The 21383-nt window shown below is 50.0% G+C and carries 17 protein-coding genes and 1 CRISPR repeat array; of the genes, 15 read left to right on the forward strand and 2 right to left on the reverse strand.

Annotated elements, in window-relative coordinates:
- Positions 1-4: 4 nt before the first annotated feature.
- The 10 genes from cas2 (at position 5) to LK536_RS52565 (ending at position 10804) form a co-directional block, all read left to right on the forward strand.
- The gene (cas2, locus tag LK536_RS52520; protein WP_227796867.1) at positions 5-295 is read left to right on the forward strand and encodes a CRISPR-associated endonuclease Cas2; all 291 of its coding nucleotides are present in this window, start codon (positions 5-7) and stop codon (positions 293-295) included.
- Positions 296-581: 286 nt separating this feature from the next.
- Positions 582-2199: a CRISPR direct-repeat array (repeat unit 32 nt; unit sequence GTCACCACCTGCGTGGTGGTGTGGATTGAAAT).
- Positions 2200-2614: 415 nt separating this feature from the next.
- Positions 2615-3358 carry a hypothetical protein gene (locus tag LK536_RS52525; RefSeq protein WP_227796866.1) on the forward strand — a complete coding sequence of 248 codons (744 nt, stop codon included), beginning with the start codon at positions 2615-2617 and terminating at the stop codon, positions 3356-3358.
- Between the two features lie 926 nt (positions 3359-4284).
- Complete coding sequence (gene spo0A, locus LK536_RS52530) at positions 4285-5103, forward strand: sporulation transcription factor Spo0A (RefSeq protein WP_008718004.1); 819 nt, start codon at positions 4285-4287, stop codon at positions 5101-5103.
- Between the two features lie 97 nt (positions 5104-5200).
- The gene (gene glgA, locus LK536_RS52535) at positions 5201-6646 is read left to right on the forward strand and encodes a glycogen synthase GlgA (protein ID WP_008718001.1); all 1446 of its coding nucleotides are present in this window, start codon (positions 5201-5203) and stop codon (positions 6644-6646) included.
- Positions 6647-6928: 282 nt separating this feature from the next.
- Complete coding sequence (locus LK536_RS52540; protein ID WP_330507688.1) at positions 6929-7216, forward strand: hypothetical protein; 288 nt, start codon at positions 6929-6931, stop codon at positions 7214-7216.
- Between the two features lie 24 nt (positions 7217-7240).
- Entirely contained in the window at positions 7241-7705 is a 465-nt protein-coding gene (locus LK536_RS52545) for a divergent PAP2 family protein (protein WP_008717998.1), read from the forward strand.
- 47 nt (positions 7706-7752) lie between these two features.
- Positions 7753-8304, forward strand: a complete 552-nt coding sequence (locus tag LK536_RS52550; RefSeq protein WP_008717996.1) for a putative ABC transporter permease — start codon at positions 7753-7755, stop codon at positions 8302-8304.
- An 86-nt stretch (positions 8305-8390) separates the two neighbouring features.
- A complete protein-coding gene (locus tag LK536_RS52555; RefSeq protein ID WP_008717994.1) occupies positions 8391-9005 on the forward strand; it encodes a Maf family protein in 615 nt (204 codons plus the stop codon).
- Positions 8998-9783 carry an HAD family hydrolase gene (locus LK536_RS52560; protein ID WP_025486480.1) on the forward strand — a complete coding sequence of 262 codons (786 nt, stop codon included), beginning with the start codon at positions 8998-9000 and terminating at the stop codon, positions 9781-9783. The genes LK536_RS52555 and LK536_RS52560 overlap by 8 nt, the downstream gene beginning before the upstream one ends.
- Before the next feature lie 46 nt (positions 9784-9829).
- The gene (locus LK536_RS52565; RefSeq protein ID WP_227796865.1) at positions 9830-10804 is read left to right on the forward strand and encodes a peptidylprolyl isomerase; all 975 of its coding nucleotides are present in this window, start codon (positions 9830-9832) and stop codon (positions 10802-10804) included.
- Between the two features lie 916 nt (positions 10805-11720).
- Here LK536_RS52565 and LK536_RS52570 read toward each other — a convergent pair.
- Both LK536_RS52570 and LK536_RS52575 read right to left on the reverse strand, forming a co-directional pair.
- The gene (locus LK536_RS52570) at positions 11721-13691 is read right to left on the reverse strand and encodes a collagen-like domain-containing protein (RefSeq protein WP_329602272.1); all 1971 of its coding nucleotides are present in this window, start codon (positions 13689-13691) and stop codon (positions 11721-11723) included.
- A gap of 16 nt (positions 13692-13707) precedes the next feature.
- Positions 13708-14811, reverse strand: coding sequence for a glycosyltransferase (locus tag LK536_RS52575; protein WP_227796864.1), 1104 nt, complete (start codon positions 14809-14811; stop codon positions 13708-13710).
- Between the two features lie 291 nt (positions 14812-15102).
- On the opposite strand from LK536_RS52575, the gene LK536_RS52580 reads away from it, so the two are divergent.
- The 5 genes from LK536_RS52580 (at position 15103) to rnr (ending at position 21380) form a co-directional block, all read left to right on the forward strand.
- Positions 15103-16068 (forward strand): hypothetical protein, encoded by a 966-nt coding sequence (locus LK536_RS52580; RefSeq protein WP_227796863.1) that lies wholly within the window; start codon positions 15103-15105, stop codon positions 16066-16068.
- A gap of 75 nt (positions 16069-16143) precedes the next feature.
- Positions 16144-17424 carry a phosphopyruvate hydratase gene (gene eno / locus LK536_RS52585; protein WP_040379790.1) on the forward strand — a complete coding sequence of 427 codons (1281 nt, stop codon included), beginning with the start codon at positions 16144-16146 and terminating at the stop codon, positions 17422-17424.
- A 165-nt stretch (positions 17425-17589) separates the two neighbouring features.
- A complete protein-coding gene (locus LK536_RS52590; RefSeq protein WP_008717964.1) occupies positions 17590-18537 on the forward strand; it encodes a type I phosphomannose isomerase catalytic subunit in 948 nt (315 codons plus the stop codon).
- Positions 18538-18705: 168 nt separating this feature from the next.
- Positions 18706-18960 (forward strand): preprotein translocase subunit SecG, encoded by a 255-nt coding sequence (gene secG, locus LK536_RS52595; protein ID WP_008717963.1) that lies wholly within the window; start codon positions 18706-18708, stop codon positions 18958-18960.
- Positions 18961-19043: 83 nt separating this feature from the next.
- Positions 19044-21380 (forward strand): ribonuclease R, encoded by a 2337-nt coding sequence (gene rnr / locus LK536_RS52600; protein WP_235712254.1) that lies wholly within the window; start codon positions 19044-19046, stop codon positions 21378-21380.
- The last annotated feature ends 3 nt before the right edge of the window (positions 21381-21383 follow it).

Below are 21383 nucleotides of genomic sequence, written 5' to 3' on the forward strand. Positions count from 1 at the left end.
GCATATGCTGGTCCTGATTACCTATGACGTAAATACGGAAACAGCAGCAGGAAAGACCAGACTGCGGAAAGTGGCAAAACAATGTGTTAACTACGGAACCCGGGTCCAGAATTCCGTATTTGAATGTATATTGGATCCTGGCCAGTGCCTGATGCTGAAGTCGATACTGACGGATATCATAGATGAAAGCGTGGACAGCCTGAGGTTTTATTATCTTGGGAATCAAAATAAGGCAAAGGTGGAGCAGATAGGCGTCGGTAAAGGAATTAAGGTTGATGAGCCTTTGATTTTTTAGGGTATGTTTGAAAATTGCTTTCACGTCAGCAGGGTGTCCCCCTTTGGGGAAAATATACCGCGAAGCGGGGCGCCCAGATGGCAGATGGCGGGAATGAATTTTCAAGCAGGCCCTGGTGCGAATGGGAAGCGTACATGAAAATCCTGGGAGGTTCGCACCTGGAAAATTGGGAATAGAGGGCGTTATTTTGGATGGTACGAGTGGTTGGGGAGGCGATACGCGGTTGATGTAGGAAATTTTTGTGGAGATTGATGGGGGTAGGTATGATTGGTTGTGTAGAATTGCTGTCACCACCTGCGTGGTGGTGTGGATTGAAATCTGCTGCTGCCGCAGAAATTCCGATTGCGTTCGCTTGTCACCACCTGCGTGGTGGTGTGGATTGAAATGCTATGTGATACGCTATTACTTCCCCGGACTTGTCAGTCACCACCTGCGTGGTGGTGTGGATTGAAATCGTCTGGCAAGGTATATATTTTCACTTCCATTCTGGTCACCACCTGCGTGGTGGTGTGGATTGAAATCTAGCAATATAGTATGAATATATATCAATCCTCGTCACCACCTGCGTGGTGGTGTGGATTGAAATAAGGTTGACATATCGGAACTTAAGGCGAACATACGTCACCACCTGCGTGGTGGTGTGGATTGAAATGATGTAAGGAGGGAACGTCCAACATTTGCAGATAGTCACCACCTGCGTGGTGGTGTGGATTGAAATTGCCTGTATCTGGCTTGGTTCCTTCTGGCAGACGAGTCACCACCTGCGTGGTGGTGTGGATTGAAATCCTTGATGTCTCATACCGGACATATTATGTTGCTGTCACCACCTGCGTGGTGGTGTGGATTGAAATCTCAGAAAAGGAAAGGATGAGGATATCCCGCAGAGTCACCACCTGCGTGGTGGTGTGGATTGAAATAGTTCGTCCAGGGAGGTTTTGTCCTTTAAGTCAGTCACCACCTGCGTGGTGGTGTGGATTGAAATCTTGGTCAGGCCCATGTCCTCTAAAAATTTACGTCACCACCTGCGTGGTGGTGTGGATTGAAATCAGGACGTAATCCGTGCTGTCCCCGAAGGTTATGGTCACCACCTGCGTGGTGGTGTGGATTGAAATAGATAATCAACCCATACCCCATCGCAATCATCAGTCACCACCTGCGTGGTGGTGTGGATTGAAATAACAAATCATTTACCTGTCTCTTCCACTCCTTCGTCACCACCTGCGTGGTGGTGTGGATTGAAATATTTTAACCAGGCTCTTTGCCGTATCGACTGAAAAGTCACCACCTGCGTGGTGGTGTGGATTGAAATTTTTATCCGCTTCTGTTTTGGGTACCTTTGAATTGTCACCACCTGCGTGGTGGTATGGATTGAAATCTGTACAGTGTCTTGTCCGCGCTGTAGTCAACGGTCACCACCTGCGTGGTGGTGTGGATTGAAATAACGGGACAGCGAAAAAATAGCAGCCTTGCAGCAGGTCACCACCTGCGTGGTGGTGTGGATTGAAATATATTTCGCTTTTAAATCCTGGTACTCGTTTCGGGGTCACCACCTGCGTGGTGGTGTGGATTGAAATTATCAGCTTATCCGCTGTCTGCCGGTTGCTCTGCGTCACCACCTGCGTGGTGGTGTGGATTGAAATATCAAGGTGGCATCTGCATCGGAGCTGGCGGAAATGTCACCACCTGCGTGGTGGTGTGGATTGAAATTATAGAAACTTTGTTCCTATTTATAGGAAACATGTCACCACCTGCGTGGTGGTGTGGATTGAAATAATCCATTAATTGCATCCGTGATACGTTTCTGTTGTCACCACCTGCGTGGTGGTGTGGATTGAAATCTTAGAAGATGCTATAAGGAAAAAGCAGTTAGATGTCACCACCTGCGTGGTGGTGTGGATTGAAATTTTATAAAGTAGATCTTCATTCGTCCGCTTTATAGTCACCACCTGCGTGATGGTACATCCAATTACAATCCCAGCAATTCCACACTAACAGCTTAAAAAATTAATCATAATTAAACGGCTCCGCCATAGCTGAATATACAGGGGCCTTTTTTATGATAACGGCAGAAACGTAACCTCCTATCAATATCAATAACATTCCAGGTAACTGCTTCAGAGGAGGTTAAAGGATTGTATCCCCAGGAGTGGCTGCTTCAAGGCCTTGGTTACCTCAATCCTGGTAACCTACAATCCAGCATCTTCCCATCTGAATTGATTTGTGCTCAGAAAGAAAAAACAGTATAATGAATTGAAAAATAAACCATGCAGTTATACGTAAGTAAACAGTACGGAATAAACTTATAAGGAGAAAGCCAATATGGATCATGGATACTTGGCACAGGAATCAGAACGTGTTAATAGGGCAACGAGGAAAATGTTTTACAAATTATTGATTGTGTTTGCCTGTGCCCTCGCAGTCATTTATTTTCTTGGAAAGGATTCCATCAATTTCAACAATATTTCCTATGGCAGTATATCTTTTTACTTAATCATCATAATAGGTCTTGTGCTGGTTTGCACAGTGATTAAATTGATTGCAACGGGACGGACCGCCAGGAACGGCGATAATTTATTTCTCCCTTATAAGGATAATACACAGGAAGCGGCTGGAAGGATTATTGACGGGGAAGCGCTTGAGGGTAAAATCCTGGTAGAGGAATACATAGATAAATTTTCAGATCCTGCGAAGGCATCTGGAGAGAAGATTGTTTTGATGCCTTCTTATTTGCTTCTATGCGGGGTAAAGGGCGGCCCCAAAGGTACTTCAAAGGTAACGGCTATCCCACGCCATAAGGTATATTGGATATGCGCCCAAGTTGGGATTAAGGGAGGCCCGTTTATTGTGAAGCTTCTCATTTTCACTGAAAATAAAATTTACAGCCTGACCGGGACTGATATAGAGCATGTCCAGGGCATAGCGGATAAGCTTTATCAGTACATACCCAATGTTTTTAGTGAGTATGATCCATTTTCCCTGTCTTATGAATTGGAAAAAATCTTTACTAAAAATCCAGTGGAGTTTCTGGAAATCTATGAGAATGAAAAGAAAAAACACAGATGACGAGATAATGTCTGTCTGATGCAGACATGTCAATGGACGGCCGGTTCTTATGAGCGGGCCGTCTTTTTCATCTGTTATCTGTTATGAGAACCAGGACTGGATGCACCTGATGTCGGATAATGCACAGTAAACCGTATTCCTGTTGAGTAACGGAATTAGATGTTCCTGAAAGAGAAAAGGCGCCAGCTGCTGGATTGTATGAATTATTGTTATAGATACCAAAACAGGAGACAGACATAATTCTGTGTCATATAACCAGCTTGTTTAATCACGGCCATATAACTCTATTTTATGGCACATGAAATGGCTTTTCCTTCTTTTTACCTGCAATCCAGTGGATTAAATAACAATTTAATGCTGCAAAGCCCGGGATTATTTTGATAATATACCAAGGACATCCAGGAACGGTATGGTATCTGCCGGGGAACGGTGTCTCATATAGACGGCGGCAGGGGGGCTATTCTATACGCATTCCACAAAGAATCTGCGGTTTACAGGTATCCTGTTCCGACAGGATTTTAAAATTTTCTGAATCAAAAGACAGGGAGAAATGAAGGGACTGTGCGTTCTATATATTGCCTGTAGAAATATGGACATAATGGTCGAAAAAAGAGGGAAATGATAAAAAATGTGTCGAATTGTGTAATATTTCCAAAAATGTACTGGATATTAATTACAAATTTGTTAATAGATAAAACAATATATTGCAAAATGTCACCCTCAATGATACAATGATAATTCGACACGTGTCTAAAATTGCGACCACGAATCGTTGATATATGCTATGGGGAGCATATATAATAAGATTCGCCAGGAGCTCAGGACGAATGATATGGATTTTTGTAAACCATAAGGTCGAAAATCAACTAACACATATTTTAGCAGGCAGTTTAGCATAGGCAAACAATTTTAGGAGGTAAAAGGAAGTGGAAAAGCTGAATGTTGCGATTGTTGATGACAATCCGCTGATTCTGAATACTCTGGATGAGCTGATTAACGCTGAAGATGGATTATCCGTGATTGGAAAGGCTGACAATGGCGCAGATGCCATTGATATGATTGTAGATACAACGCCGGATATTGTGCTGTTGGATTTAGTTATGCCGAAAATTGACGGTATATCTGTTGTGGAAAAGGTCAAGAGCGAACATACATTTATGAAAAACCCTGCGTTTATCATTTTAAGTGCAGTAGGCGGGGAACAGATGACAGAAGATGCGTTTAAAGCAGGCGCCAACTACTATTTGATGAAGCCTTTTGACAAAGAAATCCTGGTGAATAAAATTCGTCATATTGGAAAACTGCCTGAGAAACAGATGACTGGGAAGGTGGTATCTGCTCCATTTGAACCTGGAGAGGAGTCACACATCACCAGGGAAGAGTACATGAAGGAACATCTGGAGACGGATATTACGAAAATGCTTCATGAACTTGGGATACCAGCCCATATCAAGGGTTACCAGTACTTAAGGGATGCAATCGCAATGTCCGTGGAGGACCAGGAGATGATGAGTTCCGTCACAAAAATCCTCTATCCCGCCATCGCCAAACGGAACCAGACAACTGCAAGCCGTGTGGAAAGAGCCATCCGTCATGCGATTGAGGTTGCATGGGGAAGAGGGAAAATGGAGACCATTGACGAGGTGTTCGGGTATACAATCAGCACAGGCAAAGGTAAACCTACCAACTCCGAGTTTATTGCGCTGATTTCAGATAAAATATTGTTAGAATACAAAAAAATTTAAAACAATTTCGTCAGAAAAAACTTCCTAATTTCGGTAAAATACGGTATACTATATGGAAAGGCATAAGGAACCTGTTCGTCAGGAGAGGGAGGTTTGGATGAAGAAAATATTATTTGCAGCTTCAGAAGCAGTGCCGTTTATCAAAACAGGAGGACTGGCAGACGTGGTTGGCTCTCTGCCCAAATGCTTTGACAAGGAGTATTTCGATGTAAGGGTCATGATACCGAAGTACCTGTGCATCAAGGAACAGTGGCGTTCCAAGATGGAATATGTGGACCATTTTTATATGGACTTCCTGGGACAGAGCCGCTACGTAGGCATCCTCAAGTATGTACATGAAGGCATTACTTTTTATTTCATTGATAATGAAAGCTATTTTAACGGTCCCAAGCCATATGGAGACTGGTACTGGGATCTGGAGAAGTTCTGTTTCTTCTGCAGGGCGGCCTTGTCCGCACTGCCTGTTATCGGATTCCAGCCTGATGTGGTACACTGCCATGACTGGCAGACAGGACTGATACCCGTGCTTCTTAAGGATAAGTTCCATGAGGGTGATTTCTTCCGTGATATGAAGTCTGTCATCACTATCCATAACCTTAAGTTCCAGGGCGTATGGGACGTTAAGACAATCCAGCGCTTTACAGAACTGCCCAGCTATTACTTTACTCCGGATAAGCTGGAAGCTTATAAGGACGGTAATCTGTTAAAGGGCGGAATTGTATTTGCAGATGCCATTACCACGGTAAGCGATACCTATGCGGAAGAGATTAAGATGCCGTTCTATGGCGAAGGCCTGGATGGACTTATGAGATCCCGGGCAAACAGCCTGAGAGGTATTGTCAATGGTATTGACTACGATGAATTCAATCCTGAGACAGACCCATATATTGTCCAGAAGTACAATGCCAGGAATTTCCGCAAGGAAAAAGCAAAGAATAAGAAGGCGCTCCAGGAGGAACTGGGACTGCCTGTGGATGAGAAGAAGTTCATGGTGGGAATTGTCTCACGTCTCACGGACCAGAAGGGCCTGGATCTGATTCAGGGCGTCATGGATGAACTGTGTAATGATAACATGCAGCTGGTAGTCCTGGGAACCGGCGACGAGAGATATGAGAACATGTTCCGTCATTATGACTGGAAGTACCATGATAAGGTGTCCGCTCAGATTTATTATTCTGAGCCAATGTCACATAAGATTTACGCGGCGTGTGATGCATTCCTTATGCCGTCCCTGTTTGAGCCGTGCGGTTTGAGCCAGCTCATGTCCCTCCGTTATGGAACGGTTCCCATTGTAAGGGAGACAGGCGGATTAAAGGATACGGTTGAACCATATAATGAATATGAGGGTGCCGGCACCGGATTTTCATTTGCCAACTACAATGCCCATGAGATGTTGGGCAGCGTGCGGTATGCAATGTATATTTACTACAATAAGCGCCGTGAATGGAACAAGATCATAGACAGGGCCATGGCAAAGGATTATTCCTGGTCAACCTCTGCCGCCAAGTATCAGGAACTTTATGATTGGCTGATTGGATATTGACAGCGGACCTGAAATGTCAGATAATGAATCTGATAAAAGAAGAAAGGTGTGATGCCCATGGAGCCGTCCGGATTATATGACTACACGGGGAATCAGGAATATATGGATTGTGTCAGGGACATTTTAGAGCATCCTGTATTCCAGTCTATGGATCAGTATATACAGCACGGGACTACCACATGTAAAGCCCACTGTATACAGGTTTCATATTTAGGATATAAGTTATGTAAAAGGTTTGGAGGAAATTGGAGAAGCGCTGCGAGAGCAGGGCTTCTCCATGATTTGTTTTTATACGACTGGCATACACATGCCAGGGAAACAGGGAAGCATTTTCATGGGTTTACCCATCCCAAGGAAGCGCTCCGCAACGCAGGGAAGTATTTTGAACTGACAGGGGAAGAGGAGGTTATCATCCTCCGCCATATGTGGCCCCTGACGCCCATACCGCCTGTGACCAAGGCTGGATATGCCGTGACCTGTGCGGATAAGCTATGCAGTACATTGGAAACAACGGCCCGGTTTAAGCGCTGGCTGATGATGTGCTTTTTTGCACAGCCGGCCAGACGTTAGCGAAAGGGGAAAGAGAAAAACAATATGAATGTTTGGACAGAAATGCTTGGCAATCAGGTTCTTGTCAGTGCGGTCATGGGATGGGTGGTTGCCCAGTTCCTTAAGACACTGATTGACTTTGCTCTCAATAAAAGCTTTAATGCGGAGCGTTTGGTGGGTTCAGGCGGCATGCCCAGTTCCCACTCAGCCACTGTTTGCGGCATGACCACGGCCGCCATGCTTAAATACGGGGTTGGCTCCTTTGAATTTGCGGTGTCATTCGTGGTGTCCATGGTTGTTATGTATGACGCCATCGGGGTGAGACGCGAGACCGGTAAGCAGGCCAAGCTTCTCAATTCCATCCTTAGTGAGAATCCGCTGAAACTGAAGCTGAACGCGGAGGTGCTTCAGGAGAAGCTTAAGGAATATGTGGGACATACGCCGCTTCAGGTCATGGCTGGTGCGATTCTTGGAATCCTGCTGGCCCTGGGAATGAATCCTTACTTTTAGTGTGTTGGGGGATAGCGTCACATTAGACAGGAAGGACAGAAGATAGAATGGATATTTATAGCTTCATCAACTGGTTTTTTATGTATAGTTTCCTTGGATATTTACTGGAATGTGTCGTTCTCAGTGTTGAATATAAGCGGCCGGTGGTGGACCGTGGCTTTGGCCATGGCCCCTTTTGCATCATATATGGATTTGGGGCATTGGGGGCATGTATGCTTCTAAGCCCGGTTTCAGGAAGGCCGATTGAGCTTTATACTGCATCCATGGCAATGGCCACCACCCTGGAACTGGTGACTGCCAATATCATGGTGCGCCTGTTTGGCGCATTTTGGTGGGATTACAGCCACAAGGCATTTAATTATAGAGGAATGGTATGCCTGGAGAGCAGCCTGGCCTGGGGGCTTTTGGGCCTGTTTTTCTTCTACGTGCTGGACAGCAGGGTCCGTACCCTGGTAATCCGCATCCCCGGCAATGTTGGCAATATGCTGGCAGTGGGGCTGACGGTATTCTACCTGGTGGATTTCATACACTGCCTGAGGCTGCGCATGGGCGGTATGGAGGAAGAGGAGCCGGTTATAGGACGGCTGAAGGTTTATTGACATGGCGTACCGCTGTGGTATGGCAGGTATGCTGGCCGCACATCCTTCAGGCTGTGCGCGGCTGAAGATTATGATAGGAGTAAGACATGAATAGAGGTGAACAATGGGGCGGATACCATGTTGTGCTGGCGTCCGCCTCTCCCAGGAGAAAGGAACTTCTGGGCCAGATTGGCATTGAACCGGAAATCAGGCCCAGTCAGTTGGAGGAAGAGACCGGCGAAAGAAGGCCGGAGCAGGTGGTCATGGAACTGTCCAGGCAGAAGGCGGAGGACATAGCAGCCGGATGCGGGGCAGGTACCATGGTAATCGGGGCAGATACGGTGGTGGCTGTGGGAAGTGAGATCCTTGGAAAGCCGGGAACACCTATGAGGGCATATGAGATGATTGGGAAAATTCAGGGCAGAACCCATCAGGTATATACCGGGGTGACCGTGCTTCTCTGCCTGGGAGAGGGAAGGACCCATGGAGTTACCTTTGCTGAGAAGACCGATGTACATGTATATCCCATGACGCCTGAGGAAATGAGTGACTACGCAGGATGCGGCGAACCTCTTGATAAGGCCGGCGCATACGGGATACAGGGCCGGTTTGCAGCCTATATAAAGGGGATTGACGGGGATTATGCCAATGTGGTGGGCCTGCCTCTGGGGCGGCTGAACCAGGAGATAAAAGTACTTTTGGAGGACAGGGAAGATGATTAAGCTGATTGTATCGGATGTGGATGGGACCCTTGTGCCGGACGGTTCGTCAAAGATTAATCCGGAAGTATTTGAGACCATTTTAAAGCTGCGCGAAAAAGGGATTCAGTTTGCCATTGCCAGCGGAAGGCCCTGGGCCAGCGTGGAACATGCATTTGAACCGGTTAAGAGGAAGATATTCTATGTCGCCAACAATGGGGCATATGTGGGCTGCTGCGGCAGGAGCCTTTATGTGTATTCGATAGAGAAGGAACTGGTCCACCGCATGATAAGAAAGGTCCGCCAATATCCGGACCTGGAGATTGTTTATGCAGGAGCCAATGGGGATTATCTGGAATCCTCCAATGAGGAACTGATGAACTGGCTCATAGAGAGTTATAAGTTCAATCTGACACGGGTAAATGACCTCCTTGAATTGGATGAGCCGTGTGTGAAGGTATCGATTTATAAGCCGGAAGGCATTGAGGCTGCCAGCAGGGACATTTATGAGGAGTTTAAGGACGAACTGAAGATGTCCTGTGCAGGTGATATGTGGATGGACTGTATGGCCAAAGGTGTGAATAAAGGCAGGGCAATCCGCACGATTCAGGAAAGCCTGGACATAAAGCCTGAAGAGACCATGGCATTCGGGGACCAGTTAAATGACCTGGAAATGCTGGAACAGGCTTACTATAGTTTCGCGGTGGCCAATGCAAGGGATGAGGTGAGGAAGGCGGCCAGGTTCCAGGCAGACAGTAATGAGAATGACGGTGTGCTTAAAATCCTGAAACACCTGCTTTGAAAGGAGTTCCGTATTGGACATAAGTAAAATAATAAGAGTACGGGGGATGAAAAAGCGGGCTGTTTATATGGGGCTGGCCATGTGCCTGGTATTTGGGCTGTCGGTTACCGGCTGTTCCAAAAAGACGGTATCATCTGAAGGTGTGAGGACAGTTGAAAAGGATTACACAAAGGGACAGATCATGGTGGTCGCAGCCACGGAACGCAACCGGTATCAGAACATATATACCAGCCAGCTGTGGTCTGTAAAGGCGGATGACAGCGGCGCCACATTTGAGGAAAAGCTGCTGGGCCAGATTGAGCAGTTCCTCATTGAACTGGGGACCACCAATCTTATGGCGGATGAACAGGAGATAGAACTGACCGGGCAGGAAAAGGACAGTCTGAAGTCACTGGCAAAAGAATATTACCGTGGGCTGTCGGAGCAGGACCGGGATTATATGGATGTGACTGAGCATGAGGTCTATGACCTGTACTGTGAATATTACAGGGCGGATAAGCTGGTGGCAGAACTTACAAAGGATGAGAATCTGGAGGTGAGCGATGCAGAGGCAAAAGTAATCCAGGTACAGCAGATTGTGCTGGACTCCAGGGAACGGGCTGAAGATATACTGTCCCAGGTACAGCAGGCCAATGCCGACTTTGCCAATATTGCATCCAGGAGTTCCAGGGATGTGCAGATTAACCATACCCTGGAATGGAGCAGCCAAATGGATACCAGGGAGGAGGTTGCATTTTCCCTGGAGCAGAATGAAATCAGCGATATCCTGGAACTGGATGGGAAATATTACATCCTTAAATGTACCAATGCTTATGATGAGGAAGCCACCGCGGCGAGAAAGAGCATGCTGGCCCAGGAGAAAAAGACCAGGGCATTCCTGGCCATCTATGAACCGTTTGTGAAGGAACACACCGTAAAACTTAAGGATAATCTGGATGAAATCGTGGATTTCTCCAAAGGGGAAGGATGTACCACGGATAACTTTTTCCAGATGTACCACAATTATTTTACGGTCCGTTAGAGAATGCAGAGGGCCGGGTCAGGATGATATAAGGGGCCGCAGACTGGGTTCGGATACCTGTCTGCGGCCCTTTTCAGTCCACGTTGTCCTGAGGGGGAATGGAGATACAGAATCAGGCATGTCACTTATCTGTAGCAGGGATTTTGCTGTGGCCTGCATGGACAGCAGCAGAGGTCACATCCGTAGAACGAGGGGCAATAATGCCTGCATGGTGGAGCGGGCAATCTACAGGACTGGACACGGCACGGACTGGCATACTCTGTGAACGAACATGTCCTCCTGTTCCGCCATGGTAATCCTCCTCCTGTCACAGATGGGATAAAGTCCCTATAATAGTACATGTGTCCAGCGTTCAATAAAGCCCGCCAGGCCTTTATGACCTAAAGCGGCTGACTCAAAGATGGGGTTTTATCAGATGGATGTATTATAACCCCTCCATATTGACAACTGGCTTTATATATTTAAAATGTGTAAAGCGGCGGTTTTGGGATAGGATATGTTTTTCCTGGATACGGTTTTATATTGGTTATTGTGGATGAATCCAGCGTGGACAGCCTGTCAAAGTTCGCTCTGTAAGTGGCTGGTTAGTTATAAAATCAATCTGAATCCTGCTAAAAGGCTTGTGATTTTTTATTGATTTCGCGTGTAAGAAATTAAAAACCCCTGTTCTGGCACGAAGCTGGAACAGGGGTTTTTATAAACTGCGGCTGGACTGCGGCATTATTGGGCCGCATGTCATATTGCCTTATTCTGTAACTTATCCTTCCATTGGATGGGCATGGAGTGGTATTATCGCTAAAGAGAAAGCTTTACAAACACATACAGCGGTTCCTTGGGCGGAAATGACTTTGATTCCTGCTTATATTACAAGACATCCCATGGATTTTGGCGGTTACAGTGGTTTTAAGGGGACTGTTTATGCTGTTGTTACGGTAATAGGAACGTTAGTCCCGTTGTCTAACGTGACGATTCCGCCTGTGATTGTATCGGTTCCTGCATCTACGGTAAGAGCAAGTGATATGACACCTACCCCGGTGGGGCCAGTGGGTCCGGTGACACCGTCGGCGCCAGTAGGTCCAGTAGGGCCTGTCGCACCATCGGCGCCAGTAGGGCCAGTGGGTCCGGTTGCACCATCGGCGCCGGTAGGTCCGGTGGGTCCGGTCACACCGTCGGCACCAGTAGGTCCAGTGGGTCCAGTCGTACCGTCGGCACCAGCAGGGCCAGTGGGTCCGGTGACACCATCGGCGCCAGTAGGGCCGGTAGGTCCAGTGGATCCGGTGACACCGTCGGCGCCGGTAGGTCCTGTCGCACCGTCGACGCCGGTAGGTCCAGTGGGTCCTGTCATACCGTCGGCACCAGCAGGGCCAGTGGGTCCGGTAGGCCCAGTGGGTCCAGTCGCACCGTCAGCGCCGGTAGGTCCAGTGGGTCCGGTCACACCGTCGGCGCCGGTAGGTCCAGTGGGTCCGGTGACACCGTCGGCGCCAGTAGGTCCAGTGGGTCCAGTCATACCGTTGGCACCAGCAGGGCCAGTGGGTCCGGTGACACCGTCGGCGCCAGTAGGGCCAGTAGGACCAGTCACACCATTAGCGCCAGCAGGGCCAGTAGGGCCAGTCACACCATCAGCACCAGTAGGGCCAGTAGGACCAGTCACACCATCAGCGCCAGTAGGGCCAGTAGGACCAGTCACACCATCGGCCCCAGTAGGGCCAGTAGGACCAGTCACACCGTCAGCGCCGGCAGGGCCGGTAGGACCAGTCACACCATCAGCACCGGCAGGGCCAGTTGGCCCGGTCACACCATCGGCCCCAGTAGGGCCAGTAGGACCAGTCACACCGTCAGCGCCAGTAGGGCCGGTAGGACCAGTCACACCATCGGACCCAGTAGGGCCAGTAGGACCAGTCACACCATCAGTGCCGGCAGGGCCAGTGGGTCCGGTCACACCATCGGCCCCAGCAGGCCCAGTTGGCCCGGTAACGCCAGCCGCGCCCGTAGCGCCGGTAGGCCCAGCGGGAATGGTAAAATCCAGTACATGGTCAGGGCTTCCGGTCACATCCACGACTGCGGCAGCTGATCCAGGCGTACTTGTGGCAGTATTGCGAATTGTGATGGTTTCTGCGACTCCGGTGGGGCCTTGTGTTCCTGCAGGGCCGGTAGGGCCGGTAGGCCCCTGGGGGCCGGTAGCTCCTGCCGGTATGGTGAACAGGAGCTGTGCCCCGTTGGGGGTAAAGGTTTCATCCACAGCCGCCTGTGAGCCGGGATTGCCTGTGACGGTTCCTGCTACAGTGATGACAGGGCTGGCGCCAGTTGTACCGGTGGCGCCAGTAATTCCGGTGGGGCCGCGAAGACCTTGTACACCGGTTGCTCCCGTAGCACCAGTCGCTCCTCTGGCTCCGGCAGGCCCCTGGATACCCTGTGGTCCTTGGATTCCCTGTATACCGGTCACACCGGTTGGTCCCTGGATACCTTGAAGTCCCTGAAGTCCAGTGGCTCCCGTAGCACCGCGTGGTCCGGCGGGGCCCTGGATACCTTGAAGTCCTTGAGGACCTGCTGGCCCTGTCGCACCCGTATATCCCTGTGGTCCCCTGGCTCCGGTGGCTCCGGTAGGTCCTACATATCCCTGTGGCCCCATGGCGCCTGTTGCACCGGTTGGTCCCTGTACTCCGGGGCATCCCCGCGGCCCCATTGGTCCTGCCGGTCCTGCTGGTCCCATTGGCCCGGTGGGTCCTCTTCCGCAGCATCCGCACCCTGACCCCGGGGGAGGACAGGAAACAGAGGGAAACCCGCCTCCGCAGCCTGGCCGGCGCTGGCCCATGTTCATGGATTCTCCGCGGCCGTCCATATCGCCGTCATTATATTGATTCATTCCATTTGGAAAATTAAAATACATAGCAACATCTCCTTGTTTACTGTTTGGGAGGCACTGCCTCCACTTTTTGTTTCAATATCCGTTCAAAATATGCCTGGTTCAGCTTTACTGCCTCGCTGTCCGGCTTGAATTTCTGTGATTTCTGGTGATAATAGTATGCCCGTCTATGGTCCCCCAGCCTGTCATGGCATACGCACAGCTGGATGGAAGGAAGGTACCCATAGCAGTCTTTCTGGACAAAGGCCCCGGATTGTTCATCCGGATCCAAAGAGAGGGCCTGTTCGTACCAGTAAACTGCTTCTGATAGTTTCCCGGTGTCCATTTTTAGTTTTCCAAGCTCACAGCAGGCTTCCCCGCGGGGCTTGTCATAGGCAAAACTTTCAGTCAGGGCCTTCATGGCGTCTTCTTGCCTGCCCAGTTTTTCATGACAGTAGGCCAGATGCAGACAGGCATCAATCTTATTCTCAATCCATGCTTCCGGCTCTTTCAAAAAGCCCTCCAGCGCCTGGATGGCATCCTCATAGCGCCCATGGTAGTAGAGTTCCCTGGCATAGTAGAACTGATGCCTGGGTTCCAGCGCTTCCCCGTCCTTAAGCATGGCCTCATAAATCCTGAGGTTGCGGTCTTTGTCCCCTTCTCCCTCCTTTTTATGCCGGATTTCAATATCCGTGTATATAATCTGCCCCGTTGGGGTAACGGCCTCATGGACACGTCCCCGCCAGGTGAAACCATGATGATTTTTTAAAAGCCTTTCCCTGTAGTAGGAAAATGTTGTCCTGCCCTTGGAATCAAAGCCAGTGGCATACTTCATCATTACCACATCCGTGGATGGATCCAGTTCTTCCTTCAGTTTTATAAGCTCCCTTACTGTTTCAGGGCTGACGGTATCATCTGCATCCAGCCACATCCAGTAATCCATGACAGCCTTTTCGCAGGCAGCATTCCTGGCAGCGGAAAAATCATCCTTCCAGGGATAATCATAGACCTCTTGTGTATAACGTCTGGCAATCTCCCTGGTCCTGTCCGTGGAGCCGGTGTCCATGATGATGATCTGGTCTGCGGCCAGGGACATGGGTTTCAGGATACGTTCTAGCACTGCCTCTTCATTTTTCACAATCATGCATAGACTTAATGTAATCAAGCGGTAATCCCCCTGCGTCAAACTGTTTTAGTGGCCGGGGCCATGGGGCTTGCCGGCTTATTAGTACTATATGAAAATAGAACAAGTTTGGTGTATGCGGCACCAGCGCTGTACAGGGGCAGTATTTAAATTCATTTCCGTCCTCTGTCTTATGGCAGGAATCCGGACAAAATAAGGTGCAGGGCAAAATAAGACCCAGGAAAAATAAGACCCAAGGTCTGGAAATGAGATTCAAATTATCATGGTTTTGTGATATGATGAAGTGAGAATAATTCAAAGGAGGAGTTTCTTATGGGAAGAAAGCGGGAATGGGTCATCACGCTGGGGCTGTCCCTGGCCGTTGCTGCATCCATATCCATGGTAAGCCTGGCAAAAGAGGAGCGTGAGAAGGTCGGCACCATTGAACTGTCGTTTTCTTATGATATCCAGGCAGGAGAGTCCGGAGGCGATGTGGATGTTACTCTGGGCAGCGGCAACTGCTCCGTTGAGAGTGTGGATATTGTTAATGAAAAGGATTTCTGGGTGGGCGGGGACAAGCCGAAGGTGGAGGTGTGGCTGTCTGCTGATTCCGATTATTACTTTGCAAAGTCAGGCAAGAGTGCATTTTCCTTCAGCGGGGACAAGGTGAAGTATGTGACAAGCTCCACCAAGTCTGACAAGTCTGAGATGGTGCTTACCGTTACCCTGGAAAAGCTGGACGAGGATGATGAGGACCTGGATGTCAGCGGGCTTACCTGGGATGAGTACAACGGCATTGCACACTGGGACCATAACAGCCTGGCTAAGAACTACAAGGTGCGTCTGTGCCGCTATGGCAATAATTCCACAACCTCGGATGACGGGATTGGAAACGTGTATACGGTGAAGGAGAACAGCTTTGACTTTTCAGGCAGGTTCCCCAGGACCGGAACCTATTACTTTAAGGTAAGGGCCGTTGACAGCCGCAGCAATGCAGGGGACTGGCAGGAATCCACCTATATGGATGTGACGGAGGAAGACCTTGCCAGGCTGAACGGACAGTGGATGCGGGATGACAGGGGATGGTGGTATGTGAATCCGGACGGAAGCTATACGAAGGATGGCTGGCAGTCTATCCGCGGGAAGTGGTACTTTTTTGACGGGGAAGGCTATATGGAGACCGGCTGGATCCAGTGGAATGATAAGTTTTATTACTGCGATGACAGCGGGGCCATGCTGGCGGGCACGGTCACGCCGGACGGATATATGGTAGGTGCGGACGGGGCGCGGCTCAATTAAGATTTTCATACATAAAATGCTAAAAAATGGCTATCCTTATATCATTGAGAGATTGATATGAGGAGGTCATTTTTTATGTTGAATGAGTTGGAGATAGAGGCGGTCACGGGCCGTGAGATACTGGATTCCAGAGGGAATCCGACCGTGGAGGTGGAGGTCTGCCTTACGGGCGGGGCAAGCGGACGCGCTGCCGTTCCGTCAGGCGCGTCCACTGGTAAGTTTGAGGCCGTGGAATTAAGGGACGGCGGGGAGCGCTATAATGGGCAGGGTGTGAAAAAGGCAGTGGAGCATGTGAATTCAGTGCTCAGCGAGGCAGTGCTTTTTGAAAGCGCCCTGGACCAGAGGTATATTGACCATCTGCTGATAGAGGCGGACGGGACTGAGAATAAGGCAAAGCTGGGAGCCAACGCAATCCTTGGGGTGTCCATGGCAGTGGCCAGGGCAGCGGCCAATGGGCTTCATATGCCTTTATACCGGTACCTGGGCGGGATTCACGCCTCAAAGCTTCCCATCCCCATGATGAACATCCTAAACGGAGGAAAGCACGCGGACAATACGGTGGACCTTCAGGAATTCATGATCATGCCATACGGAGCATGCTGTTTTTCAGAAGGATTAAGGATGTGCGCGGAGGTATACCATACCCTGAAAAAGCTTTTAAAGGAAGACGGATACAGCACGGGGGTGGGCGATGAAGGCGGTTTTGCCCCTGACCTTAAGAACTCAGAGGAGGTACTGGAGTATCTTGTTAAGGCCATGGAGAAGAATGGCCTGAAGCCTGGTTCAGATATGAAGATTGCCATTGATGCGGCGTCCAGTGAGCTTTACGATGAAGCCACCGGCCTGTACCTGTTCCCGGGCGAGAGCCGGATGGCGGGCAGACAGGTGCAGCGCAGCGCCGGGGAGATGGTGGAATATTACAGGGGGCTGGTGGACCGTTTCCCCATCTGCTCCATTGAGGACGGACTTGAGGAAGAAGACTGGGATGGTTGGAAAATGCTCACAGAACAGCTGGGAAACCGCATCCAGCTGGTGGGGGACGATCTGTTCGTGACCAACACGAAACGGCTGAAAAAGGGCATTGACCTGGAGGCGGGCAATGCAATCCTTGTAAAGGTCAACCAGATCGGCACGCTGACGGAAAGCTTTGAAGCCATTGAGATGGCAAAGCGGGCCGGATTCGGGACCATTATTTCCCACCGCTCCGGTGAAACAGAGGATTCCATCATTGCCGATATCGCGGTAGCTGTGAACGCGGGACAGATTAAGACAGGGGCGCCCTGCCGCTCAGACCGTGTGGCTAAATACAACCAGCTGCTCCGCATTGAGGAGAACCTCAGCCTGTCTGCTGAATAAATACGGATATGCAGCATCCGGCTGTCCTTTCCAGGGACAGCCGGGTATATGCTGTTTATTTTCAGCTACTTCAACGGTAAATCTTGACAACCCCCCATTTTTATGTATGATGAAATAAGGCAATATTGAAATATAAATAATGCAGTAAGGATGGGAGATAAGGGAATGAAAGAACTGTTAATGATGGAACCGGTATTTAAGGAAGCAATCTGGGGCGGAAGCCGCCTGAAGGAAGTGTATGGCTATGATATCCCAAGCGGGCACACAGGGGAGTGCTGGGCTATCAGCGCACACAGAAGCGGTGACTGCAGGGTGTCATCCGGTACATATGCTGGACATACCTTAAGTTCGTTATGGAGGGAGCATAAGGAACTGTTTGGGACCGTGGCTGATTCCTGCGGGGAATTCCCGCTGCTGGTGAAGATCATCGATGCAAGGGATGATTTAAGCATCCAGGTCCACCCGGACAATGCATATGCGGCGGAACATGAGAACGGTTCCCTTGGGAAGATGGAATGCTGGTATATCCTGGACTGTGATGAGGACGGGACCATTGTCATCGGCCACCATGCAAAGGATAAGGAAGAACTGAGGTCCATGATTGAACAGGGCAGGTGGACGGAGTTCATCCGGGAGGTACCCATTAAGAAAGGTGATTTCTTCCAGATTAACCCCGGGTGCGTCCATGCAATCAAGGGAGGGACTTTAATCCTGGAGACACAGCAGAGCAGTGACATTACATACCGGGTCTATGACTATGACAGGCTTTCTGAGGGCAGGCCAAGGCAGCTGCATGTGCAGCAGAGCATTGACGTGATAGAAGCGCCCTTTGTGCAGCGTGAGGATGAGCAGCCAGTGCTTGTGAAGGAAACGGACAACGGTAAGAAGTACCACCTGATTACCTGCTGCTATTATACCGCTGACAAGGTGGATATGGCAGGTGAGTGGGAGGAGGACTTCGGGGACAGGTTTGCCAATGTGAGCATCCTGGAAGGCGAAGGCACGGTGGACGGCACCGCAGTGAAAAAGGGATGCCATTTCATTGTACCTGCCGGATACGGGACCGTCAGGTTCCAGGGGAATCTGTCCTTTATCACATCCCAGGCCATGTAGCCTTGGGGAAGACGGCCGGTCGGCTGTCACACACTATTTCCATATATCAGTGACACGGCATGAAAGGGCATAAAAGCTGTGTAAAAATGGGAAAACAGGTTGTTTTTTCGGACAAAGTGTGATAAGATATCTGTGTTTGACTATAAGAAAATGAAGAGGTGCAGGCGGATGTCAGTTATACAGGTTATATTATCAATCATATATGTAATCCTTGGTGTTGCCATATCAATCGTTATCCTGATGCAGGAAGGTAAGTCCAACGGACTTGGAAGTGCAATCGGCGGTATCTCCACAGACAGTTACTGGAGCAAGAACAGAGGACGTTCCATGGAAGGCGCCCTGGAGCATTTTACCAGATACGGTGCGATTGTATTTATGATTATTACCATTATCCTGAATATTCTACTGAAGATTGCGGGATAATAAGAGAAAAGAAGTGAACGTGACCAAAACACCCTTGTATTCATATAAGGGTGTTTTATTTCTTTAGGCGGAAAAGAGGGTATATGGAAAAAGAATTATTGGAACAGCGCAAGCAGATATTGACGGAATTAATGGATGACAAGGCCTATGTGCCCATGAAGGCCAAGGAACTGGCCATCCTTTTGAACATTCCCAAATCACAGAGGGAGGATCTGATGGAGGTCCTTAATGCCCTGGTGGCGGAAGGCAGGATTGGTGTTTCCAAGAAAGGGAAATATGGAAAGGCTGAGACATTTTCCGTAAATGGTATATTTTCCGGGCATCCCAAGGGCTTTGGGTTTGTGACAGTGGAGGGGATGGAACAGGATGTGTTCATACCGGAGGATAAGACAGGGGCAGCCCTTCATGGGGACCGGGTGCAGATTGTGGTGGAACATGACAGCAGGATGTCCGGCAGCCGTTCCGGCATGGGTTCGGGCGGACGCAGGGCAGAGGGCGCTGTCATCCGGGTCTTGGAACATGCCAACCAGGAGATAGTGGGCTATTACCAGAAGAATAAGAACTTTGGTTTTGTCATACCGGACAACCAGAAGCTGGCAAAGGATATCTTCATCCCCCAGGGCTGCGATATGGGAGCAGTGACCGGACACAAGGTGGTTGTGAAGATTACGGACTTTGGCAGTGAGAAACATAAGCCGGAGGGACGTGTCACGGAAATCATAGGACATGTCAACGACCCGGGCACGGATATCCTGTCCATTGTCAGGGCCTATGGGCTGCCTGAGACATTTCCCCAGGAGGTGATGGAGGAGATAGAGGATATCCCGGAGGACGTGACGGTTCCGGGCCAGCCGGATGTTCCAGGCCAGCCGGATGTTCCAGGCCAGCCGGATGTTCCGGGCCAGCCAGATGTTCCAGGCCAGCCGGCAAAGCCGGGCAGCCCTTATGGCATCAGTGACCTTTCGTCCCACGATGGATGGGGCGGGGAGCTTTCGGGCCGCCTTGACCTGCGGGGGCTTCAGACCGTGACCATTGACGGCGAGGATGCCAAGGATCTGGATGACGCGGTGACCATATGCAGGGACAATCAGGGACATTATATCCTGGGGGTCCATATTGCAGATGTGAGCCATTATGTGAAGGAAGGAAGCCCTCTTGACCGGGAAGCGTTCAAGCGCAGCACCAGCGTCTATCTGGTGGACCGGGTCATACCCATGCTGCCGCACAAGCTGTCCAACGGCATATGCTCCCTGAACGCAGGCACGGACCGGCTGGCCTTAAGCTGCATCATGGAGGTGGATGGCCAGGGGACCGTGCTGGACCACCGGATTGCCGAGACAGTGATCCATGTGGACCGGCGCATGACCTATACCGCGGTCAATGCCATTGTGACGGACCGGGATGAGGCTGTGATGGCGGAATATGAGGATTTCGTCCCCATGTTTGACTGCATGAAGGAGCTGGCGGATATACTCAGGGAGAGCCGCAGGAAGCGGGGAGCCATTGACTTTGATTTCCCGGAGAGCAAGATTGTTCTGGATGGACAGGGAAAGCCCCTGGAGATTAAACCCTATGAGCGCAACGCGGCCACCAGGATCATCGAGGACTTCATGCTGTTAGCCAATGAAACCGTGGCCGAGGATTATTACTGGCAGTCCATCCCGTTCCTTTACAGGAGCCATGACAACCCGGATCCGGAAAAGATGAAACAGCTGGGGACATTCATCAACAATTTCGGCTACTTCATTAAGATGCAGCACGGGGAAATCCACCCCAAGGAGCTTCAGAAGCTGCTGGATAAGATAGAAGGCACGCCGGAGGAGGCGCTGCTCTCCAGACTGACCCTGCGTTCCATGAAACAGGCAAAGTACACCACCCAGTGTTCCGGGCATTTTGGCCTGGCTACCAGGTACTATACACATTTCACCTCTCCTATCAGGCGCTATCCTGACCTTCAGATCCACAGGATCATCAAGGAGACGCTGAAGGGAGGATTAAGCGATAAGAGGGCAGGACATTATGAGAAAATCCTGCCGGAAGTGGCGGTGCAGACCTCTGCCCTGGAACGCAGGGCGGATGAAGCGGAGCGGGAGACGGATAAACTGAAGAAATGCGAATACATGTCACGGTTCATCGGACAGGATTTTGACGGAGCCATATCCGGCGTTACCAACTGGGGGCTGTATGTGGAGCTTCCCAACACCGTGGAGGGCCTGGTGCGCATGAGCGACCTGGATGACGATTATTATATATTTGATGAACAGCACTATGAACTCATAGGGGAGATGACGAAAAAGACCTATAAGCTGGGACAGCCCATAAGGGTGACCGTGTCCTCCACGGACAGGCTTTTAAGAACCGTTGACTTTATCCTGGCAAAGGACTGGGAGAAGCATCCGGCGGACGAGAAAGGGGAATAGACG

This window comes from Clostridium pacaense (assembly GCF_020709765.2).
In the GTDB taxonomy this organism is placed as follows: domain Bacteria; phylum Bacillota; class Clostridia; order Lachnospirales; family Lachnospiraceae; genus Enterocloster; species Enterocloster hominis.